This window comes from Saccharibacillus sp. JS10, from assembly GCF_024436065.1.
In the GTDB taxonomy this organism is placed as follows: Bacteria; Bacillota; Bacilli; order Paenibacillales; family Paenibacillaceae; genus Saccharibacillus.
On sequence record NZ_JANFNS010000002.1, the window covers coordinates 332,541 to 350,799 of the forward strand.

Sequence of the window (18,259 nt, forward strand, 5' to 3'; positions counted from 1 at the left end):
GCCTTTTTGGGCACTGTTCATCGAATGAATGAAGTTAACTTGCGTCTTGGAAGTGTAGATAATCAGCCGACGGCAGGGAACGGATTATGCTTCAAGCAGACTAATGTGACATAGCCATCGTGCACAGAGACAACAGCGCGAGTGGTACGGATTCCATACAAAATGTAAGAGCAGCCATTGTCGCGTCGACCTTCATACTTATCGATTCGACGCGGGGTACGGAGAAACTCACTTAGCATCTCGTCGTCGAAGTGGGCGCGTTCCATGTCCCGTTCTGCACGTTCAGTCAAGAGTAGACGGTTTTGATCCAACGCTGTTTTTAAATGGGCAGCAATGATTTCCGAGTCCAATTCGGGGGATTCGATCATACGTAAGCCTCCTTATACTTTTTTGCGTTTGTGCTTTTTAGCTGTTTCGCTTTACCGAGTGAATGAATTAGCTTAGTATCTATTTTGCACAAAAAGACTTGTTTCGTAAAGAAGTTTAATCAAACAGCGGTCAGATCTGGAGAAAATGAAATGCTTGGTTGTCTGGTTGACGTATAAGGATTTTTTGTTTAATCTAGGCAACGAGTTATGTAAAATTTTGAATTTTCGTGAACTTGTAAGCAAGGAGGTGTTCAAACTGAGCGGCATCGTATTTTTAAGTGCCTCGACGTTTATCGTCCTGATGAGTGCGTCATACTTGATTTATAAAAGATATCCCTATCAGCAACAATTGACCTATATTCCATCAGGAATTGCGTTACTTTTCAGCTTTCTGTTGATTTTTGCAAGCTTTGATATGAACGCTTTGGATGGGTTGACGATGAGTGCCACAAGTATCGCTGTAGGTGTAGCGAGCTTGGCGGCTTTTATGTGCGCGCCTTTGATCGATTATTTTTTGCGTTATCGGCAGCATTGACAATGTTTGGATATCCGGCTAGAGTAGACACGTAATCACGTTTATTTAATTTCATCATGTATTCCACTAGGGGTGCCGCGTTTGCGGCTGAGACAAGAATGATTCTTGGACCCTTAGAACCTGATCCGGCTCGTACCGGCGTAGGGAAGTGGAGTCGGTTCTTTTTTCAATACATATGCCCAGCTAGAGAGTGATTCTTTATTCGAAAGCCGCCTTTCTACAAATGTGTAGAAGATCGTGTACATTCGAAGTCGAGATAAACTTCCTGCGTTGGTTTGCCTATTGATCGAAGCCGCTCCATATCGGAGCGGTTTTTTTGCGTTCTTGTCTACGCCGAGCACGATTCGGAAATTTTATTCAAAATGCGGAGGTGCAAGTTAAGCATGTCTTTTACAACCGAACTCAGGCAAGGCGCAGATTCGATCTATAACGCGATTTTTGAACATCCATTCGTGCGGGGGATTGCAAATGGGACTTTGAGTAGCGAGCAGCTGATCCATTATGTGAAGCAAGATTTCGAGTATCTCAACGTCTACATGCGGATTTACGGGATTGCGATCTCCAAATGCGAAGAGCGAGAGCAGATCCAGATGTTTAACGAGCAGATTGCTTTTATTTTGAACAGCGAGATTCATCCGCATCAGAATTTTTGCGAGCGTGCGGGCGTCACGTATGAATCGCTGCAAGGCTACAGCCTGGCGCCATCGGCGCATCATTACACCCGGCATATGTTGAATGTGGCTCACGAAGGTTCGCTTGAAGATATTTTGGCGGCGCTGCTTCCTTGTCCGTGGACGTATCAGGAGATTGGGCAACGTCTGCTGGAAGAAGTAAAGCCGACGCCGGAGCATCCTTTTTACGAGTGGATTCATTTTTATGCGAACTTCGCAAGCGACGTGACGGAGAAAATGCGGTTATGGTTGGACGAATGGGCAGAGTCGCTCAGCGAAGCGCGGAAAAACAAGTTGCGGGAACATTTTGACAACAGCTGCCGATTGGAATATGAATTCTGGGATATGGCGTTCACGCTGGAAGAGTGGAAGGTATGATCTTTCCTCGCGCATTGACGATCGCCGGTTCGGATAGCGGAGGCGGAGCAGGGATACAAGCGGATCTCAAAACATTTCAAGAACTAGACGTATTCGGCATGTCGGCGATCACGGCAGTCACGGCGCAAAATACGACAGGAGTAAGCGGCGTCTATCCCATGAGCCCTGAAGCGGTAAAAGCGCAGATTGACGCGGTCGGCTCTGACTTAGGCGTAGATGCGCTCAAAACAGGCATGTTGTTCGACGCGGCGATTATTGCGGCAGTATCTGAGCGTATAACGGCATGGGGTTGGCGTAACGTCGTCGTCGATCCCGTGATGATTGCCAAAGGCGGCGCAAATCTGCTGCAACGCGATGCGATCCAAGCGCTGATTGCCGATCTGCTGCCGCTTGCTGCTGTGGTCACGCCGAATATCCCGGAAGCCGAAGCGCTTACAGGAATAAAGATTACAACGATGCAAGATCGACGAATCGCGGCAGAGCGCATCATGGAATTCGGGGCAAAAGCGGTCGTGATCAAAGGCGGGCATGCGGAAGGTAATGTGGTCGTGGATCTTTTTTATAACGGAAAAGAGTTCGAAGAAATGTCCGGTATTCGGATAGCGACGCGCCATACGCACGGAACAGGTTGTACGTATTCGGCGGCGATCACGGCAAAGCTTGCTACGGGCGCAACGCTGAGCGAAGCGGTACATACCGCGCGAGATTTTATCCAAGCGGCGATCGAAGAGTCTTCCACGCTGAATCTGGGCAAAGGGCATGGACCGACTTGTCACTGGGCATATCGTCGCCGCGTTGGCGTCTAGAAAATTTACGGCTTGCGCTTCAACTACTCGCTAAACATCACAAACGATACCGGCGAAGAATGTTGGGCAAGCGAAGCCGTCTCGTGACTCCATGTCCAAGCGCTGATCAAGATCAGCCCGGCAGCGAGTGCAAGCAGCCATTTGTTTTTATTACGATTTTGCATAGTGACCTCCTTTTTGAAAAAATACGAACGACGATGACTGAAGTTGATTCTATTCTAAAGCACGTTTTGGCGTAAAGCTACGATTTCCTTTTCTGCATGTGAAAATCTTGGACTGCCGCGTTACAATAGAAGAAAATGATTTTCGGTAGGAAAGGGAATGAGCATGAGCACAGGGCGGAAGCTATTTATCACAGATCTTCACGGCGAATATCAAGGCTTGATCGAATTGTTGCGCGAGATGGAATACGATGCTTTTACCGACCGATTGGTCGTTGGAGGCGATCTGATCGACCGGGGACCGGATAGCGCGCTGGTGGTGCGATATTTGCGGACGCTTCAGCAGATGCACCCGGATCGCGTGATCGTCTTGACCGGCAATCACGAAGAAATGCTCAATTGGTACAGACAAGACCGTTCCGATATGTGGCTGATCCACGGCGGAGCCGAGGCATTACATAGCTTTGAAAAAACATTCGAAGATCACAACGAAAGCCGGCTGCATATGGATTGGCTGTTAACGCTGCCTATGATTGCCGAAGATGACGAATATGTCTATGTACACGCAGGATTTATGCCGGATCAACCGCTGTACGAGCAAAGCCGAGACGTCTTATGGATGTCGGAAAAAGAGTTTTACGCCTATCCGGTGGACGAGATTTTGGAAGTCACCGGTGGAAAAGTAGTCGTACACGGTCATACGCCTTGCGAACGGATTTGCTTTGACGGAGCGCGATTGAACTGCGATCTCGGATCGCATACCTATGCGATTGCCGAATCTCGAAGTCTAGCGTTGGTCGATCTGACAGGCGAGGAGTACGCCGTATATAACTGCACAAGTCGCAAAATCACCCGCCAAAATTGGCGTCCGCGCGCTTCGGAATCCGCTCGGTAAAAAGTGCGAACCTCAAGTGAACATGAAAACCCCGGGAGGTTCGCACCCCGCGCTGCGTAAGGGATTCCACCATTTTTATTGTGTTTTCGTCCACTTTTCGTTAGTCTGAATTTGAGGTTCGCACTTTTTGCCTTTTGAAGCCTTGCGCAGCAAGGGCTGAAAGTGGGTGCAGTCGCTCCCCGCGCGGGAGCGTGGATTGAAACAAACATTGGAGCAATGTGCAAACACCAAGACTTTACCGTCGCTCCCCGCGCGGGAGCGTGGATTGAAACGGATAGGCGGGTAGTAGATCCAATTCGAGCGCTGGTCGCTCCCCGCGCGGGAGCGTGGATTGAAACACCTGAATAAATTTCCAACCTAATACTTTCACTTTGTCGCTCCCCGCGCGGGAGCGTGGATTGAAACCGTCATGTTCCAATTGCTCCTTTGTCAATGTGCGGGTCGCTCCCCGCGCGGGAGCGTGGATTGAAACCTCTAAAATAGGGGAATATCCATAGTCGCTATTGCGTCGCTCCCCGCGCGGGAGCGTGGATTGAAACACCTCTACCACCACTGTAGATAAGTGGATTTTTTAGTCGCTCCCCGCGCGGGAGCGTGGATTGAAACAATCCAAAGTGGTGTAGGTTCCTCAATCGGCGTTCGTCGCTCCCCGCGCGGGAGCGTGGATTGAAACATACGCAGCGAAAACTCTCCAATAAGCTGATCCGCGTCGCTCCCCGCGCGGGAGCGTGGATTGAAACTCGCTTAGTTTTGAAACCCCGCCGAGTCGTTGTTGTCGCTCCCCGCGCGGGAGCGTGGATTGAAACCTTAAAAGTTGATAGACCTCCGTGCGACCAAAACTGGTCGCTCCCCGTGCGGGAGCGTGGATTGAAACAGGTCTTGCATTCGTTGTTTGACGACAATAAGGGTCGCTCCCCGTGCGAGAGCAGTACCCGCACAACCCAAAAAGAGCTTATCGCCAAATCAAGGCGATAAGCTCTTTAACATTTCAACAACCGCCAAGCGTAACTAGAAGTGAGCCGACGGAGAGAGAAATTCAGTGCAGGAACGATAGTGTTCGCCTTTGAAATCGGGAAAATTCCAATCAAAATTCCAATTAACTTTTCCCGATTTCAACAAGCGACCGAAACGAATTTCTCTCGCAGTCGGCTCACTTCCTCCGTCTACGCCTCAGCACAACCACAACCACCCCAATCACCACAACCAACCCCACAACACCCGCAATCACAATCCGCTGAATATTCGGAATCGTCAATGCCATCTCAATCCGGTTTTCGCGAGTAGCCGCGAGGTTCCACGTCAACGTGCGACCATCTTCCGACACAACATCGGCGTTGTTTTCCCCCGGTTTAATCGGCAAAGTCAACTTGAAGCGGAAATCAAATTCCCGTTCGACAAAGCCGCCAAGTAACTTCGATCCGATAAATCCGGTCAACGAAGAACTTTCCCTCGGAATCAATTCAGGCGGATCGGCAACGACCAAAAAATGATGCGTCGTGGTGAACAACCCTTGATCTTGGCGATCTTCGACTGTAATCCCCTGCGGCAAATCTTTGAATTCGCCATCCCCTTTGAGTTCTACCGTATCCGAAGCGCTGATACCGGATTGCCCATCTTGTTGAATGGCTTCCGCTTGAAATCCTTTTTCGCGTAAGGTTTCTGCGATCTTCTCGGGCAGATCGGTCTGCCCGATCGTACTTAGTGCCGAATCGTCGATCGTAGCGTTCATTTTAATATCTGCGGTTCGGTCTGTATTCACCGCCACGTCGAGTTCGCCTTGCGCGCAAGCGCTGAGGGTCAGACCTAGCGTCACAAGCAGCAGAGCGATCGACCAACGGGAATGAAGTTTGTTTTTCCATCCAAAAGACTGCTTCATACGTATCGCCACGTTCCTTTCCGGTCCAGATTCACGTTTTAACTATACCCGATTTTGTTACACCCGTCACACTTCTATTCGGCATAGAAAAAGGGCGAGTCCGGAAGAACTGCCCCATGTATAACTATTATTTTTCTCCAAAAAGTCTTCTCTGTCTAAGCGCCGATCCGAGCAATCGTTTCTCTTAATTGCGCCGTGGCTCCGCCAAGCTTTGTCGCAATCTCGGCAGTTTCCCCGCTATATTGCAATTGACTTTCCGCATACACTTTGGCTTGTTCACAAGCTTCTACGAAATTTTCCGTAATACTTGCGATAGTGGCGATTGCACTCGAAGCTTCGTTAGAGTTCTCTAGTGCCAAGTCGCCGGAAGACAAGATCTGCTGAATCTGCTTATCGACTTCTGTAGCAAATCCCCAAATCTTGCGGAAAGACTCTTCGGTCTGCGTTGCCGCAGACATCCCGGTCGATAGTTCAGAAGTTACGCGCTGAATCGATTCGGAAGAACGCTGAGTGTCTTCGTTCATACGACTGAGGAAAGCACTGATACTTTCGGCAGAAGAATTCGATTGCTGGGCAAGTTTTTGAATTTCTGAAGCGACGATACTGAATCCTCTACCGGCTTCGCCTGCGCGCGAAGCTTCGATTGAAGCGTTTAACGCTAACATATTGGTTTGCGAAGCGATATTTCGGATCAATTCCGTCACTTTACTGATTTCTTGAGCATGCTCGTTGAGCATCTGCATCCGTTCGGACGAGTCGCGTACCGATACTTCTAATGCCGATAATTTTTGCATCAATTGTACGATATTGTGATTGCCTTGCTCCGCATGGCGCGAACTCTGATCCGACACTTCGGCAACGACAGAAGTTGCGCTAACGATCTGCTGGAGATCGACGCCAACCTTTTGTATCGCGGCGCGTGCCGTATTGGCTTCGGATTTTTGCTCTTGCGAACCTTCATAAATACCGGAAATCTGTTCCCGAATCATTCCGCTAGCTCCAGCTGATGATTGAGCTTGAGCGCTCAGTTCACCGGTTTGTCCATGCAATTGACCGGATGTGGTCGTCAACCGTTGCACAATATCGCCGACAGTCTGAGTACGCTCCAAATCCTTTTTTGCATTCAGATCCGCACGTGCGCGTTTCGTCGAAACGATCTGGAAAATGACAGCGAGCGAAGTAGCAACAAGGAAGAAAGCATGTGTTGCAACCATCGTAAACGAATAAGTAGAAACACCGAACACCATCTCAGGCGCGAAAAAGAATCCGATCAGATGCTGCACCGTGAAGATCAAAGTAGCAGCAATCATAAGAAGGGCGCTTTCATAAAAACATAAAATCGCAACGACCATAAAAATCGAAAAATGGAACTCGGTTCCGCCTCCGCTACCGGAGATCAAAGAAATACTGGAGAAGACCAATGCAAGCATAACGAAAGTTGGAAGAAGGTGGTGAGCTTTGCTTCGACTGAATAAAAAAGCGGATATGCCGAGGAAAAGGATAGGAGGAAGGGCGATCAAATTTAACCAGATCTCATCCGGTTTAGCCGGAATATGACCGTGCATCATCATGTTGTCAAACAAAGGTGAGTAGCGTCCTAACGCATGGATCAGAATCGAAAAAAGGACAACGCCAAGCGTGATCGATAACATGACTTTATTCTTGCTCTCAAGCATAAAGGCTCCCCTTTTAGTGAAAAAAATTTAGTTTATTTCATTTATTTTAAATTTAATGTATAGCCATGTAAATAACTGTTATGAATGATTATATAAAGGAAAAGATTCATTTCGACGGGTAAAAATACAGTTTCCCTTTTTTCTGCTCAAAACAAAAACCGCCCAGATTTGGACGGTTTTTAGTAGGAAGAAACAGGTTAAAAAGGAGACGTTTCGCGTTCCAACCATTCTAGATAAGCGAATGCTTCTTCCGTAGAGGCTCCGCACATTTCAAGCGAAGGCGGCAGACCTCCGCATACCGCAGGTCGTTCGGGGCTGCCAAACAACTTACAGCGCTTTTTCTCATTCAGCTGTACGCAAGGAACACCGGCAGGCTTGCCGCTTGGCATGCCTGGAATAGGCGAAGCGATTGAGACGGCAGTGCAACAAGCTCCGCATCCTTCGCGACATTCGAATGTTGTATCCATCTTACTGAATCTTTTCCGGTTCCGGATATTCTTTGCCAAAAGTATCGACTGTTACTTTTTTCATGACCGATCCTTCTGACGTCGTAGGTTTTCCTTGATCGTCTGTAGGCAAAGCTGCGATGGCGTTCACCACTTCCATGCCGCCGATCACTTTGCCGAATGCTGCATACTGGTTATCCAGACTTGGTTGATCCGCTAACATAATGAAAAATTGCGAGCCAGCGGAATCCGGTTCGCCTGTACGTGCCATCGACAATACGCCTTCGGTGTGTTTCAGATCGTTGGTGAATCCGTTGGATGTGAACTCGCCTTTGATGGAATAACCGGGACCGCCTGTACCTTTGCCGTCTGGATCGCCACCTTGAATGACGAAGCCTGGCACGATGCGGTGGAACGTAACTCCGTCATAAAAGCCGGATTTAACCAAAGAAACAAAGTTGTTCACCGTATTCGGCGCAATATCCTGATACAGTTCGAGCTTGATGGTTCCTCCGTTGTCCATCTCAATGGTAACGATCGGATTTTGCGTACCGTCAGCTGAAGTGCCGGGTGTAGCTGTTTCCGTATTGCTTGCTTCGTTTGAAGTCGACGGTGTCGGTTCCGAAGCCGCTGGCTGCGGAGCTGTTTTGTTCCCGCAAGCCGCGAGTACAAAAAGTGTCAGCATCAGAAGCATAATCCATGCAGATTTATGACCGAGTTTTGTGTTTTTAAACATAAATGTTGCCCCCTTGATCGAATAAATAATGGTGATGTTTTCCTTTTTGTTTTACCACTGCAACTGATTATAGCACAGCCGCGTATGAACTCCATTGCACAGTTCGTAAAATCTAATTAAGATGAAGAAAAAAGGAGGCAGTTCCCTATGAAATATCAAATTTTGTATCCAGGTGCTTTTCCACTGCTTCAAGTGCAACTTGAGAATGGCGAAAGTGTCAAAGCCGAATCCGGCGCGATGGTATCCATGTCGTCCAATATCGAGTTGAAAGGAACAACAGATGGTGGCATCATGCGAGGGCTAGGACGTATGCTCAGCGGAGAATCGTTCTTTTTCCAAGAATTGCTCTCCAGAGGCGGTCAAGGTCAAGCGACATTGGCGCCTTCAAGCCCGGGTGCGATCGAAGCGGTAGAGCTGGACGGTTCCTACAGTCTCCTCGTACAAAAAGACGGATTTTTGGCAGGAACAGAAGGAATCCAAGTGAACACCAAAATGCAAAATTTGAGCCGAGGTCTGATGTCGGGCGAAGGATTCTTCATTATCGAGATTAGCGGCAAAGGTACGGTATTCTTGTCTTCTTACGGCGGTATTCATGCGATTAACTTGAGCGCTGGAGAAGAAGTCGTCGTCGATAACGGGCACTTGGTCGCTTGGCCGAATTATATGCGTTACGATATCGAAAAAGCATCCAAAGGCTGGGTATCAAGCTTTACGAGTGGCGAAGGATTGGTATGCCGATTCCGTGGGGAAGGCGTCGTATTGATCCAGACCCGCAGCCCGAAATCATTCGGAGAATGGATCAGACCTTTTATTCCGGCTGGGCGCAGTTAAAAAAGAACATGCAAGTGCCGCATCTTCGGATGTGGCTTTTTTTGCGTTGTGATTCAAAACGATCAAAAATTCGAATTTGCTATCAAAAGTTGCGATTTGTCGAAAGTTTAAGTCTTTTTACTCAGAAGCAAGCGATATTGTACCTACCAAAGTCCTGAATTCGGCAATTAATCATTAACAGTGCACTGACATGAATAAGACTTTAGGACACTAAAAGGTAAAAGTTTTCTCACAAACACAAGTAGAACGGTCGGAATTTCGACAAATTTTTCGGATAGCTTCAAACGAAACGTTTTTACAGAAAAATTTGCAAGTGGTCAATTGTTAAACGTGATGCTAGGATAAGTGACAAGCTTTTTGACAAAATCGAAAAAGGAGGATCGTTTTTGAAATCGATGTTCATCTTTTTGTGAATATAGCTGACAAGACGCGAGGAACCACCTATTCATATTTGCGAGAGGGGAAGTTGCTTTGAATAAACCACAGAATGTATTCCGTAAATGGTCTGGAGTATCGTTAAGTCTCGCTTTAGTATTAGGTACGGCGCTGCCAACCGCAGCTTCTGCGCAATCGCCGAATCAATTAACTCCGTTCAAGTTGTCTACATCTTCGATTTCCGGTGGACAAGCAGACGGCGCGATGAGCGCTTTTGCGATTAAAGACCGCGATCCATCTTCAATCATTTCACCCAAGTTAAATACCCAATCTTTACATAGTGTACGTGCAATTGTGCAGCTTAGCCAAGAACCGGTTGCAGCTGCCGAGACGTCAGCAAACAAAGCGGGATTACGTAGTTTTTCCGCAGCATCGATCGAACAATCGGTTGATAACGAGCAAAATGATTTCTTAAGCCAAGCCGCAGCGCTGGGCGTCAATGTACAAGTCAATTATCAATATAATACCGTACTTAATGGACTCGAAGTTACGGTCGCTTCCAAAGATCTATTGAAACTCGCTTCGATTCCGAATGTAGTCGCAATTGATGAAAACCAGACCTATTACGAAATTCCGATTGATGCCAAAGAAGCTTCCGCCGGCGACAACTTCGAGATTCAACCGCTCAAACAAATGGGCGTAGACGAAGCTTGGGCAGACGGATTTACAGGCAAAGGATTAAAAGTAGGCGTGATCGATACTGGCGTCGATTATTTGCACCCGGATCTGAAAGACGCGTACAAAGGCGGTTATGATTCTTTCGAGCAAGACGATGATCCGTATGAAGAACCTCCTGTTGAAATTAACGGAACGTCTTATGCAGGAACCAGTCACGGAACGCACGTCTCCGGTACGATCGTAGGACGCGGAACGAACCCGACATCTGATCTGGTGCAAAAAGGCGTCGCTTATGAAGCCGATCTGTACGTATATAAAGTACTGGGTCGCAATATTGAGACGGGACGCGCTTCAGGTTCGTCCGCGCAAGTTATCGACGGGATCGAACATGCGGTAAAAGACGGCATGGACGTAATCAACTTGTCGCTCGGATCGGATTCGAACAAAGACCCGAATTCTCCAGATGCAGTCGCGATTAACAATGCGGTATTGGCTGGCGTAACGGCAGTGATCGCGAACGGTAATGCGGCTGATTCAGGTCCTTACTACTATTCGATGGGATCTCCGGCTTCGTCGCAACTTGCTATTTCGGTAGGCGCGACTACAAGCGAAAGCAACCATTATACGGGAACATTCTCGGCGCAAGTAGGCGAAGTACCCGCTGAAGAAGAACCGACACCGGAACTTCCGGAAGTAGAGCCAAATTCGGATGAAGAACAAGCTGCAAATTCGGAAGAAGCAGCTCCGACGACAGAAGAATCTCTGGCGGACGAATCGACCGTTGAAGAAAGCGTGGCAGTAGAAGAAGAAGCTGTGCCAACTGAAACAGCTGATAATGAAGCAGCATCGACGAATGAAGAATCGGAAGCTTCAGAGAGTGTGTCCGATGCGGTATATGGCAGTGAATATGGACCGTACACGAACGATATTCTCGCTTGGAAAATCGGGCAAGAAGATTTCGCAGGTATGTTCGGTACGCAGCCGAATGACGCGGTCTATGCGAATCTAGGTACCGATGCCGATTACGATCAATTGGCTGCTGACGGGATCGATGTGACAGGTAAAGTCGTAATGGTATCTCGCGGCAATCTGACGTTCGATGCGAAAGTTCGCGGAGCGGCAGCGCATGGTGCGAAAGCCATCGTGATTTTCAACGGTAACACGTTGCCAAACAACCCAAATCAAGCCGATCTATCAGAGTCGCTGCCGGGTAGAGACGAGCCGGTCGGTTCGCTCGCATTCTTGGGCGATAGCTTCGATTACGTGCCGTACTTCGATATGAGCGGTGTTGAAGGGCGCAAATTGGCAAAAGAATTGACAGAGAACAATACGGCTGAATTCGAAATTACATTCGGCAGCGAGTATCCGAAAACGGTAGTCGAAGGCGACCGTATGGCAAGCTTCAGCTCGCGTGGTCCGAATGGCGACGAAGATTTGAGTATCAAACCCGACGTTGTTGCACCGGGCGTGAACCTGTTGTCGACGTACCCGGAATACGGGAAGTTCGATAGCAACGTCAGTTACGACGAAGCCTATGCGCGTTCAAGCGGTACAAGTATGGCTTCTCCGCACGTAGCAGGCCTTGCTGTATTATTGAAGCAAAAATATCCGAACTGGACGCCGTTTGACGTGCGTGCGGCGCTTGCAAATACTGCCGACACGATTTCGGATGAAACGGGAACTCCTTACGATGTCTATTCGCAAGGAGCAGGACGGGCTTATGTAGCCGATGCACTGGATACACCGGCATTGCTGCAAGCGATCGAAGAAGTTCGCATTTTGAATACGGATCTGGTTGAAGTTCCGGTGACGAACTTTGCTTCTTCGACCTCATTTGGCGTATTAAGCCCAGGCAGTGATCCGGTTAGCCGCGATCTGCAATTGAAAAGCGTAAACGGAACACCGGTATCGTATTCGGCAAGTGTCGTTTGGCACGACAATGTGACGTCTGACCCGAACGGTCCGATCGCTACGCCGGATAGCAGCAAAATCTCGGCACAGCTTACCGGTCTTGGCGCAGGGAACACGATTGTGGCTTCCGCTGGAGCACCGGGAATGTTCAAACTGAATATTGATCCAGCTTCGGACGCGGCAAAAGGCGTATATGAAGGCGAAGTATTGCTGCAATCGGCAAACGGACCGGATCTGCATCTGCCATTTGCAGTGCATATTGGAGATGAAAAACCGGCAACAGGCTTTGGTATTCAAGATATCGAATTGTCGGAACGTATTATTACGCCGGACGGCGACGGTAAACGCGATACGACAGACGTATCCTTCACACTGTCGGCTGACGACGTGAACTATGTACAGATCGCCGTATACGGCGTGGACGACAAGTATATCGGTCTGCTGGATCAGATCTATGAAGAGGGTAAGATGTTGGCACCGGGACGTTATACGTTCGAAGATTTGGACGATTACTACTTGGATGAAAACACAGGTAAAGTCGGACAGCTTGCACCGGGAACGTATCAACTTGAACTGTTGGCAACGCAACTTGACGACGCTGGCTATGTGGTCGATCAAATTCAGTATTTGGCATATTCCAGCTACCGGATTGCGGATCGCAAAGAACTGGTGATCGACGAAGCGATCGCGGCGTTCGATAAACAAGCCGCAATCGTCAATACAACGAAAATCGGTCCGAATGTATTGAAATTGAAATCGACGAGCGAAGTGAAATTCGCAGTCACAGGCAGTGACCAACCGAAGCTCATTAATAGCAAAGGCGCACTTCGCGCGTTGCCAAAAGAGCCGACTGTAGTCAATCTGGAAGTGACCGCTTCGTACAAGAAAAATTCGAGAATCAACGAAACCTTCACGATCCCGGTTACATTGCTTCCGAAAAAGTAAGGTAACTCCATCCTAGATTGTTAGAGTCGGAGGATGGTTGGATCACACCCAAAAAGAGCCTTTACGGAACATTCCGTAAAGGCTCTTTTTTCGTATTCATTTCATTTAGACTATCCTATTCAGACTGTTCGAATAACGACTTTGCCACGCGTTTTGCCTGATTCCGCGAGTTCGAAAGCTTGACGTGTTTCTTCTAAAGAAAAGACGGCTTCAAGCAGCGGCTTCAATCGTTCTTCGTCGCTCCATTGCCGGAACAGACCCAAATCTGTAGGATTCGAATTCGCCATCACGAAACGCGCTTTTTTGCCTTTGGTTTGGCTGAATCGGCTTCGAATAAACACAGAAGGGCTAGGCACAGTCGTCACATAGGTACCGTATTCCGTTAACAACGGACGGCATTTACCGAATTTCGATTTGGCTGCCGCATCGAAAATCAGATCGAAAGCTTGACCGCTTTTGAGAAAATCTTCGCGGTCATACGCGATCACTTCGTCGCAGCCGAGCGCTTTTGCTGTCGCTTCGCCGGACAAGCGGCAAACGCCGGTTACATGCGCTCCGGCGATCTTTGCCAACTGAACGGCGTAATGCCCGACGCCGCCTGTCGCGCCAATGACAAGCACCTTCATCCCGGCAGTCATGCCGCCGAGCTTAGACAACGCCTGATAGGCGGTAGACGCGGCAAGCGGCACTGCCGCCGCTTCTTCGAAATTCAGTGAGGTCGGCTTTTTCGATACAATAGAAGCCTTGCAACATAATACTTCCGCCAAAGCTCCCGCTTGCGTGGCTCCGTTGGTAAAGCCGTATACTTCGTCTCCCGGCGCAAATTCGCTTACGCCTTCGCCGCATTGCTCGACGATTCCGGCAAAGTCCGATCCGAGAATTTTAGGAAACCGAAGCCCGGAGATCACGAAGGCAACTCCGCCGCGTACTTTAAAATCGATCGGATTGATCGAAGTCGCTTTCATCCGAATTTTGACTTCGTCTGCTTTGGGGCTAGGCTCGGGATGTTCACCGACACGGAATTTCTCAGGCCCTCCATATTTATCGATCAGCACAGCTTTCATATCGAGCACCTCGCTTCGCTTTTTGGTCATTCTAGACTTGATCATACTCGGTTACAGAGGCAAAAAAAAGCTCGATCTGTCGTAATCTTCCGAATAGATCGAGAAGATTACGACAGATCGAGCTGTTGGATCGAATATAGATTAAACTTAGATGCCGCTTGGTACAGGTGTTTCTACCGTATCAAACAAGAAATCTTCGTCGCGCAGCGGCTCAACGTGAACGGTACGAACATAGCCGTTGCCTTTTTTGGAGAAGAAGTCATGCTGTTTGGTTTGCGTTTTGAGACCGTTGAGGACGATCGGGTTGATACTTTCATCGTCTTCTTCGAACTGCGGTTCCAAGCCCAAGTTCATCATCGCTTTGTTGGCGTTATAACGAACGAATTTGTTGACTTCTTCGGTCAGACCGATTTTGCTGTACAGTTGCGCCGTGTATTGTTCTTCGTTTTCTTGAAGAATATGCAGCAGATCGTACAGTTCTTTTTTCGCGTCTTCCGCTTCCGATGCGGGAAGATCGCGCAGCACTTCTTGCGCAAGGACGCCGACGTAGACGCCGTGAATACTTTCGTCGCGCAAGATCAAGTCGATGATCTCGCCGCTGCTTGTCATTTTGCCTTGTCCGGCAAGATACAGCGGATAGAAGAAGCCGCTATAGAACAGGTAGCTTTCCAGCATAACCGAAGCGCCCATTGCCAAGTACAAGTCTTTTTGCGTCTCGATATTTTGGTAATATTTCGAAATGATCGACGCCTTTTTTTGCAGCAGCGGATTTTCTTCGACCCAGCGGAATACTTGGTCGATCTCTTCCGTGGACGCAAGCGTTGTGAAAATACTGCTGTAGGACTTCGCGTGAATTTGCTCCATCATGCCCATGAACGCGAGTACCGCTTTGCGTTGCAAGTTCTCCACGTGCTCCATGATTTGCGGCATACCGACGCCGCCTTGTACCGTATCGAGCAGCGTCAAGCCGCCTAGAACCTGCATGTACGCTTCGCGCTCGTCATCGCTTAATGTGATCCAAGACATTTTATCATCGGACAACGGAATCTCTTCATCTGTCCAGAATTGCATAATATTTTGGTTCCAGAACATCAATGTAAAGTCATCGGCAGGACGGTTCCAGTTCACAGCTTTAATCATGTTGAGTCATCCCTTTCATGGTGGAGTATTTATAAAAAAAGTTAAGTTTGGATATTGTTGGTTGAAATTACGACGCACAGAGACCGTTCTTCATCGAACGGCGCACAAGTTACTTATTATGAGCGATAAAATTACAAAAGTAAAGCGGGGCGTTTTTTAAGTTCAGACTGGTCATCCGAATCGTGAAAAGGCGCCCCGCAGCTTCTAAATGAACTTACAATCTATCTACTAAACTCTTCTCAAATCTTCGGCTGGCTTAGATCGCGCAGCTGATACATTCTTCCACGCTCAAGTGGTTCGTACGTGTGTAGTACAGAGCTTTTAAGCCTTTGCGAGCGGCATACAGGTAATAACGGGCCAGATCGCGAGTTGTGACGTTACTGTTGACGTGCAGGATTGCCGAGATGCCTTGATCGATATGTTCTTGGATTTCCGAGATCAGATCGATGACTTTGAATTGGTTCATTTGGTACGCCGATTTGTAGTAGAAGAAGTTCTCTTGCGCCAAATACGGCATCGGGAAATACGTTGTCGAGTTCGCGTAAGTGCGAGTCTCGATCGCATCGACGATCGGCATTACGCTAGACGTCGAGTTTTGGATATACGAGATACTTTGCGTTGGTGCAATAGCCAAGCGATAAGCATGGTACAGACCGTTAGCTTGAACCAGCGTACGTAGGTGCGACCAATCTGCCGTTGTCGGGATATGCACATCGCCGAACAACGCTTTGATTTTGTCGGTGCGCGGGCTGTAATCAGTCTGTACGTACTTGTCGAAGTATGTACCTTTTGCGTATTCGGATTTCTCAAAGCCTGCAAAAGTCACGTTGCGGTCGCGTGCGATTTCCATACTTTTTTCGATCGAGTAGTAGTTCATCATCATGAAGAACGTACGAGCGAAATCGATCGCTTCATCGCTTTCGTAAGCGATTTTGTTTTTCGCCAGATACCCGTGCAAGTTCATCGCGCCCAAGCCTACCGAGTGCATTTCACGGTTCGCTTTCGCTACGCCCGGAGCATTTTGCACTTCAGTCATATCGCTTACAGCGGTCAGACCCAGCATCGCTTCGTGTACGGATTCACGCAATTTGCCGTGTTCCATCACGTTTGCGATATTCAGGGAAGCCAAATTGCAGCTGATATCGCGGCGAATTTGGTTTTCTTGACCGTAATCGTTGATTGTCGATGTTTCTTGCAACTGATAGATTTCGGTGCACAGGTTCGACATTTTGACCATACCGAGATCTTTCAGGGCATGGTTATTGTTGGCGTTACTTTTGTTCATGATGTACGGATAGCCCGATTCCAATTGAACCATCGCAATCTTAACAAGCATATCGCGTGCGCTCATGATGTTCTTTTTCTTGATTTTGTCGTTTGCGAGCAGTTCGTCGTACATTTCGTCCAGATCGAGATCGTCGAGATGTTTGCCGTACTCTTTGTAGACGGAATAAGGACCGAATACCACAAGCGGTTGGTTTTGTTCGGCAAGTTGGTAGAAACGGTTCGGGATAATCAGACCGATCGACAGCGTTTTGAGGCGCGATTTTTCGTCGGCATTGATCTTTTTGCTATCCAGGAACTCCAGAACGTCCCAACCGAAAATGTTGTAGTAAGCCGCGCCGGAGCCTTTGCGTTGACCCATCTGATCGGCATAAGAGAACGCGTCTTCCATCAATTTCAGAACAGGCATTACGCCTTTTGCCGCGCCTTCGACGCCTTTGATCGGTTCGCCGCGTCCACGAAGCTTGGACAAGTTAACCGCAACGCCGCCGCCGATTTTCGACAACTGCATGCAAGTGGACAAGACATAGTTGATCGAGTTCAGCGCATCGTCCATTTCGAGCAGGAAACACGAAACCAATTCGCCGCGGCGGCTTTTACCTGCATTTAGAAACGTCGGGGTAGCCGGTTGTACGCGTTGCTCCATGATTGCCGTTACGAGCGATTTTGCGGTCTCGACGTTACCGCCGCCGAGATGCAAAGCTACGATAGCCGAGCGATCCGCGTAAGTCTCCAGATATTGTGCTTTGTCATTGCTTCTCATCGCATAGTCGGTATAGAACTTCGAAGCTGCCATGTACGAAGCGAATTCGAACGGAACGTTGTGCGAAGTCTCGAATACGGAGATCACTTCTTCGCGCGTATAGTTCTCATAGACATTTTCGTAGTAATCATTTTCGATCATGTAATCGACTTGGGAACCGAAATCCGGGAAAGTCAGGCTGCGCTGCTGTACTTCCTCCATGAAAGCAGCGACCGCTTCTTTATCTTTTTCTAAACGGAAAAATCCATCGGCGTTTCTAAGCATCAGTTGGTTGTTCAGTTCAATATGCCGCAAGGGTATTCAGCTCCTCTTTGAGATGTAAAATATCTTTATTTGTGCCCGACAGTTCGAATTTGCATAAGATCGGTACGCCGTAAGTTTGAGAAATAGTATCTGCGCTTTTTGCAAAAGAAAGTCCCCAGTTGCGGTTGCCGCTGGCGCATACGCCTTTGAGCTGCTGTCCGTTTTTCTGGAGAAACGAGTTGACTTTGTCCGGGATCTGTCCGAAGCCCGTTGTGTAGGTGACGAGGATGAAAGGCTCTTCCAGCTTCATCGTTTCGTCGATTTGAATCGCGGGGAGTTCCAATTTTTCGATAAATCTCCGCACGTTTCCGGTTCTGGAATCGTAAGCGATCAACATATTCTTTCACGCTCCTTAACACCCGGCAACAACTAGATATAGATTAACCAGGTCAGTGTTAATCATTCTATAACCAGATA

Annotated in this window: 16 protein-coding genes, 1 CRISPR repeat array and 1 riboswitch; of the genes, 6 read left to right on the forward strand and 10 right to left on the reverse strand. The window is 48.3% G+C overall.

Annotated features, from left to right (window positions below; all coding sequences use genetic code 11):
• Positions 1 to 62: 62 nt before the first annotated feature.
• On the reverse strand, positions 63 to 368 hold the full coding sequence (locus tag NOM90_RS06920; RefSeq protein WP_255940928.1) for a hypothetical protein: 306 nt from the start codon (positions 366 to 368) through the stop codon (positions 63 to 65).
• A gap of 217 nt (positions 369 to 585) precedes the next feature.
• On the opposite strand from NOM90_RS06920, the gene NOM90_RS06925 reads away from it, so the two are divergent.
• From NOM90_RS06925 to thiD, 3 genes are all read left to right on the forward strand, one after another.
• A complete protein-coding gene (locus NOM90_RS06925; RefSeq protein WP_255940930.1) occupies positions 586 to 903 on the forward strand; it encodes a hypothetical protein in 318 nt (105 codons plus the stop codon).
• A gap of 58 nt (positions 904 to 961) precedes the next feature.
• Positions 962 to 1,067: riboswitch (TPP riboswitch) on the forward strand.
• Positions 1,068 to 1,286: 219 nt separating this feature from the next.
• Complete coding sequence (gene tenA / locus NOM90_RS06930) at positions 1,287 to 1,952, forward strand: thiaminase II (protein WP_255940931.1); 666 nt, start codon at positions 1,287 to 1,289, stop codon at positions 1,950 to 1,952.
• Entirely contained in the window at positions 1,940 to 2,758 is an 819-nt protein-coding gene (thiD, locus tag NOM90_RS06935; protein WP_370866579.1) for a bifunctional hydroxymethylpyrimidine kinase/phosphomethylpyrimidine kinase, read from the forward strand. The genes tenA and thiD overlap by 13 nt, the downstream gene beginning before the upstream one ends.
• A gap of 23 nt (positions 2,759 to 2,781) precedes the next feature.
• On the opposite strand, the gene NOM90_RS06940 is transcribed toward thiD, so the two are convergent.
• Positions 2,782 to 2,922 carry a hypothetical protein gene (locus NOM90_RS06940; RefSeq protein WP_255940935.1) on the reverse strand — a complete coding sequence of 47 codons (141 nt, stop codon included), beginning with the start codon at positions 2,920 to 2,922 and terminating at the stop codon, positions 2,782 to 2,784.
• Between the two features lie 163 nt (positions 2,923 to 3,085).
• Between NOM90_RS06940 and NOM90_RS06945 the strand changes: the two genes are divergently transcribed.
• Complete coding sequence (locus tag NOM90_RS06945) at positions 3,086 to 3,814, forward strand: metallophosphoesterase family protein (RefSeq protein WP_255940937.1); 729 nt, start codon at positions 3,086 to 3,088, stop codon at positions 3,812 to 3,814.
• 171 nt (positions 3,815 to 3,985) lie between these two features.
• Positions 3,986 to 4,688: a CRISPR direct-repeat array (repeat unit 32 nt; unit sequence GTCGCTCCCCGCGCGGGAGCGTGGATTGAAAC).
• A gap of 276 nt (positions 4,689 to 4,964) precedes the next feature.
• On the opposite strand, the gene NOM90_RS06950 is transcribed toward NOM90_RS06945, so the two are convergent.
• The 4 genes from NOM90_RS06950 to NOM90_RS06965 form a co-directional block, all read right to left on the reverse strand.
• Positions 4,965 to 5,690 carry a hypothetical protein gene (locus tag NOM90_RS06950; RefSeq protein WP_255940939.1) on the reverse strand — a complete coding sequence of 242 codons (726 nt, stop codon included), beginning with the start codon at positions 5,688 to 5,690 and terminating at the stop codon, positions 4,965 to 4,967.
• A gap of 155 nt (positions 5,691 to 5,845) precedes the next feature.
• On the reverse strand, positions 5,846 to 7,366 hold the full coding sequence (locus NOM90_RS06955) for a methyl-accepting chemotaxis protein (RefSeq protein ID WP_255940941.1): 1,521 nt from the start codon (positions 7,364 to 7,366) through the stop codon (positions 5,846 to 5,848).
• Between the two features lie 197 nt (positions 7,367 to 7,563).
• Positions 7,564 to 7,833 (reverse strand): YkgJ family cysteine cluster protein, encoded by a 270-nt coding sequence (locus NOM90_RS06960; protein ID WP_255940943.1) that lies wholly within the window; start codon positions 7,831 to 7,833, stop codon positions 7,564 to 7,566.
• A gap of 1 nt (position 7,834) precedes the next feature.
• On the reverse strand, positions 7,835 to 8,548 hold the full coding sequence (locus NOM90_RS06965) for a peptidylprolyl isomerase (RefSeq protein WP_255940945.1): 714 nt from the start codon (positions 8,546 to 8,548) through the stop codon (positions 7,835 to 7,837).
• A 147-nt stretch (positions 8,549 to 8,695) separates the two neighbouring features.
• Here NOM90_RS06965 and NOM90_RS06970 point away from each other — a divergent pair, with 147 nt between their 5' ends.
• Together NOM90_RS06970 and NOM90_RS06975 are read left to right on the forward strand one after the other, a co-directional pair.
• Positions 8,696 to 9,379, forward strand: coding sequence for a TIGR00266 family protein (locus tag NOM90_RS06970; protein ID WP_255940947.1), 684 nt, complete (start codon positions 8,696 to 8,698; stop codon positions 9,377 to 9,379).
• 471 nt (positions 9,380 to 9,850) lie between these two features.
• Positions 9,851 to 13,288: a S8 family serine peptidase gene (locus NOM90_RS06975; protein ID WP_305120944.1), complete on the forward strand. Its 3,438-nt coding sequence runs from the start codon at positions 9,851 to 9,853 to the stop codon at positions 13,286 to 13,288.
• A 119-nt stretch (positions 13,289 to 13,407) separates the two neighbouring features.
• On the opposite strand, the gene NOM90_RS06980 is transcribed toward NOM90_RS06975, so the two are convergent.
• The 4 genes from NOM90_RS06980 to nrdI all read right to left on the reverse strand — a co-directional run bounded on the left by NOM90_RS06980 (position 13,408) and on the right by nrdI (position 18,179).
• Positions 13,408 to 14,352 (reverse strand): NAD(P)-dependent alcohol dehydrogenase, encoded by a 945-nt coding sequence (locus tag NOM90_RS06980; RefSeq protein WP_255940949.1) that lies wholly within the window; start codon positions 14,350 to 14,352, stop codon positions 13,408 to 13,410.
• Between the two features lie 147 nt (positions 14,353 to 14,499).
• Positions 14,500 to 15,492, reverse strand: a complete 993-nt coding sequence (nrdF, locus tag NOM90_RS06985) for a class 1b ribonucleoside-diphosphate reductase subunit beta (protein WP_255940951.1) — start codon at positions 15,490 to 15,492, stop codon at positions 14,500 to 14,502.
• A gap of 256 nt (positions 15,493 to 15,748) precedes the next feature.
• Positions 15,749 to 17,833 carry a class 1b ribonucleoside-diphosphate reductase subunit alpha gene (gene nrdE / locus NOM90_RS06990; protein WP_255940953.1) on the reverse strand — a complete coding sequence of 695 codons (2,085 nt, stop codon included), beginning with the start codon at positions 17,831 to 17,833 and terminating at the stop codon, positions 15,749 to 15,751.
• On the reverse strand, positions 17,820 to 18,179 hold the full coding sequence (nrdI, locus tag NOM90_RS06995) for a class Ib ribonucleoside-diphosphate reductase assembly flavoprotein NrdI (protein ID WP_255940955.1): 360 nt from the start codon (positions 18,177 to 18,179) through the stop codon (positions 17,820 to 17,822). Before nrdI ends, nrdE begins: the two co-directional genes overlap by 14 nt.
• Positions 18,180 to 18,259: the final 80 nt, after the last annotated feature.

Bases quoted from the DNA above. Each gene is read 5' to 3' on its own strand.
- NOM90_RS06920 (WP_255940928.1), bottom strand. From the start codon at position 368: ATGATCGAATCCCCCGAATTGGACTCGGAAATCATTGCTGCCCATTTA.
- tenA (WP_255940931.1), top strand. From the start codon at position 1,287: ATGTCTTTTACAACCGAACTCAGGCAAGGCGCAGATTCGATCTATAAC.
- NOM90_RS06940 (WP_255940935.1), bottom strand. From the start codon at position 2,922: ATGCAAAATCGTAATAAAAACAAATGGCTGCTTGCACTCGCTGCCGGG.
- NOM90_RS06945 (WP_255940937.1), top strand. From the start codon at position 3,086: ATGAGCACAGGGCGGAAGCTATTTATCACAGATCTTCACGGCGAATAT.
- NOM90_RS06950 (WP_255940939.1), bottom strand. From the start codon at position 5,690: ATGAAGCAGTCTTTTGGATGGAAAAACAAACTTCATTCCCGTTGGTCG.
- NOM90_RS06955 (WP_255940941.1), bottom strand. From the start codon at position 7,366: ATGCTTGAGAGCAAGAATAAAGTCATGTTATCGATCACGCTTGGCGTT.
- NOM90_RS06960 (WP_255940943.1), bottom strand. From the start codon at position 7,833: ATGGATACAACATTCGAATGTCGCGAAGGATGCGGAGCTTGTTGCACT.
- NOM90_RS06965 (WP_255940945.1), bottom strand. From the start codon at position 8,548: ATGTTTAAAAACACAAAACTCGGTCATAAATCTGCATGGATTATGCTT.
- NOM90_RS06970 (WP_255940947.1), top strand. From the start codon at position 8,696: ATGAAATATCAAATTTTGTATCCAGGTGCTTTTCCACTGCTTCAAGTG.
- NOM90_RS06980 (WP_255940949.1), bottom strand. From the start codon at position 14,352: ATGAAAGCTGTGCTGATCGATAAATATGGAGGGCCTGAGAAATTCCGT.
- nrdF (WP_255940951.1), bottom strand. From the start codon at position 15,492: ATGATTAAAGCTGTGAACTGGAACCGTCCTGCCGATGACTTTACATTG.
- nrdI (WP_255940955.1), bottom strand. From the start codon at position 18,179: ATGTTGATCGCTTACGATTCCAGAACCGGAAACGTGCGGAGATTTATC.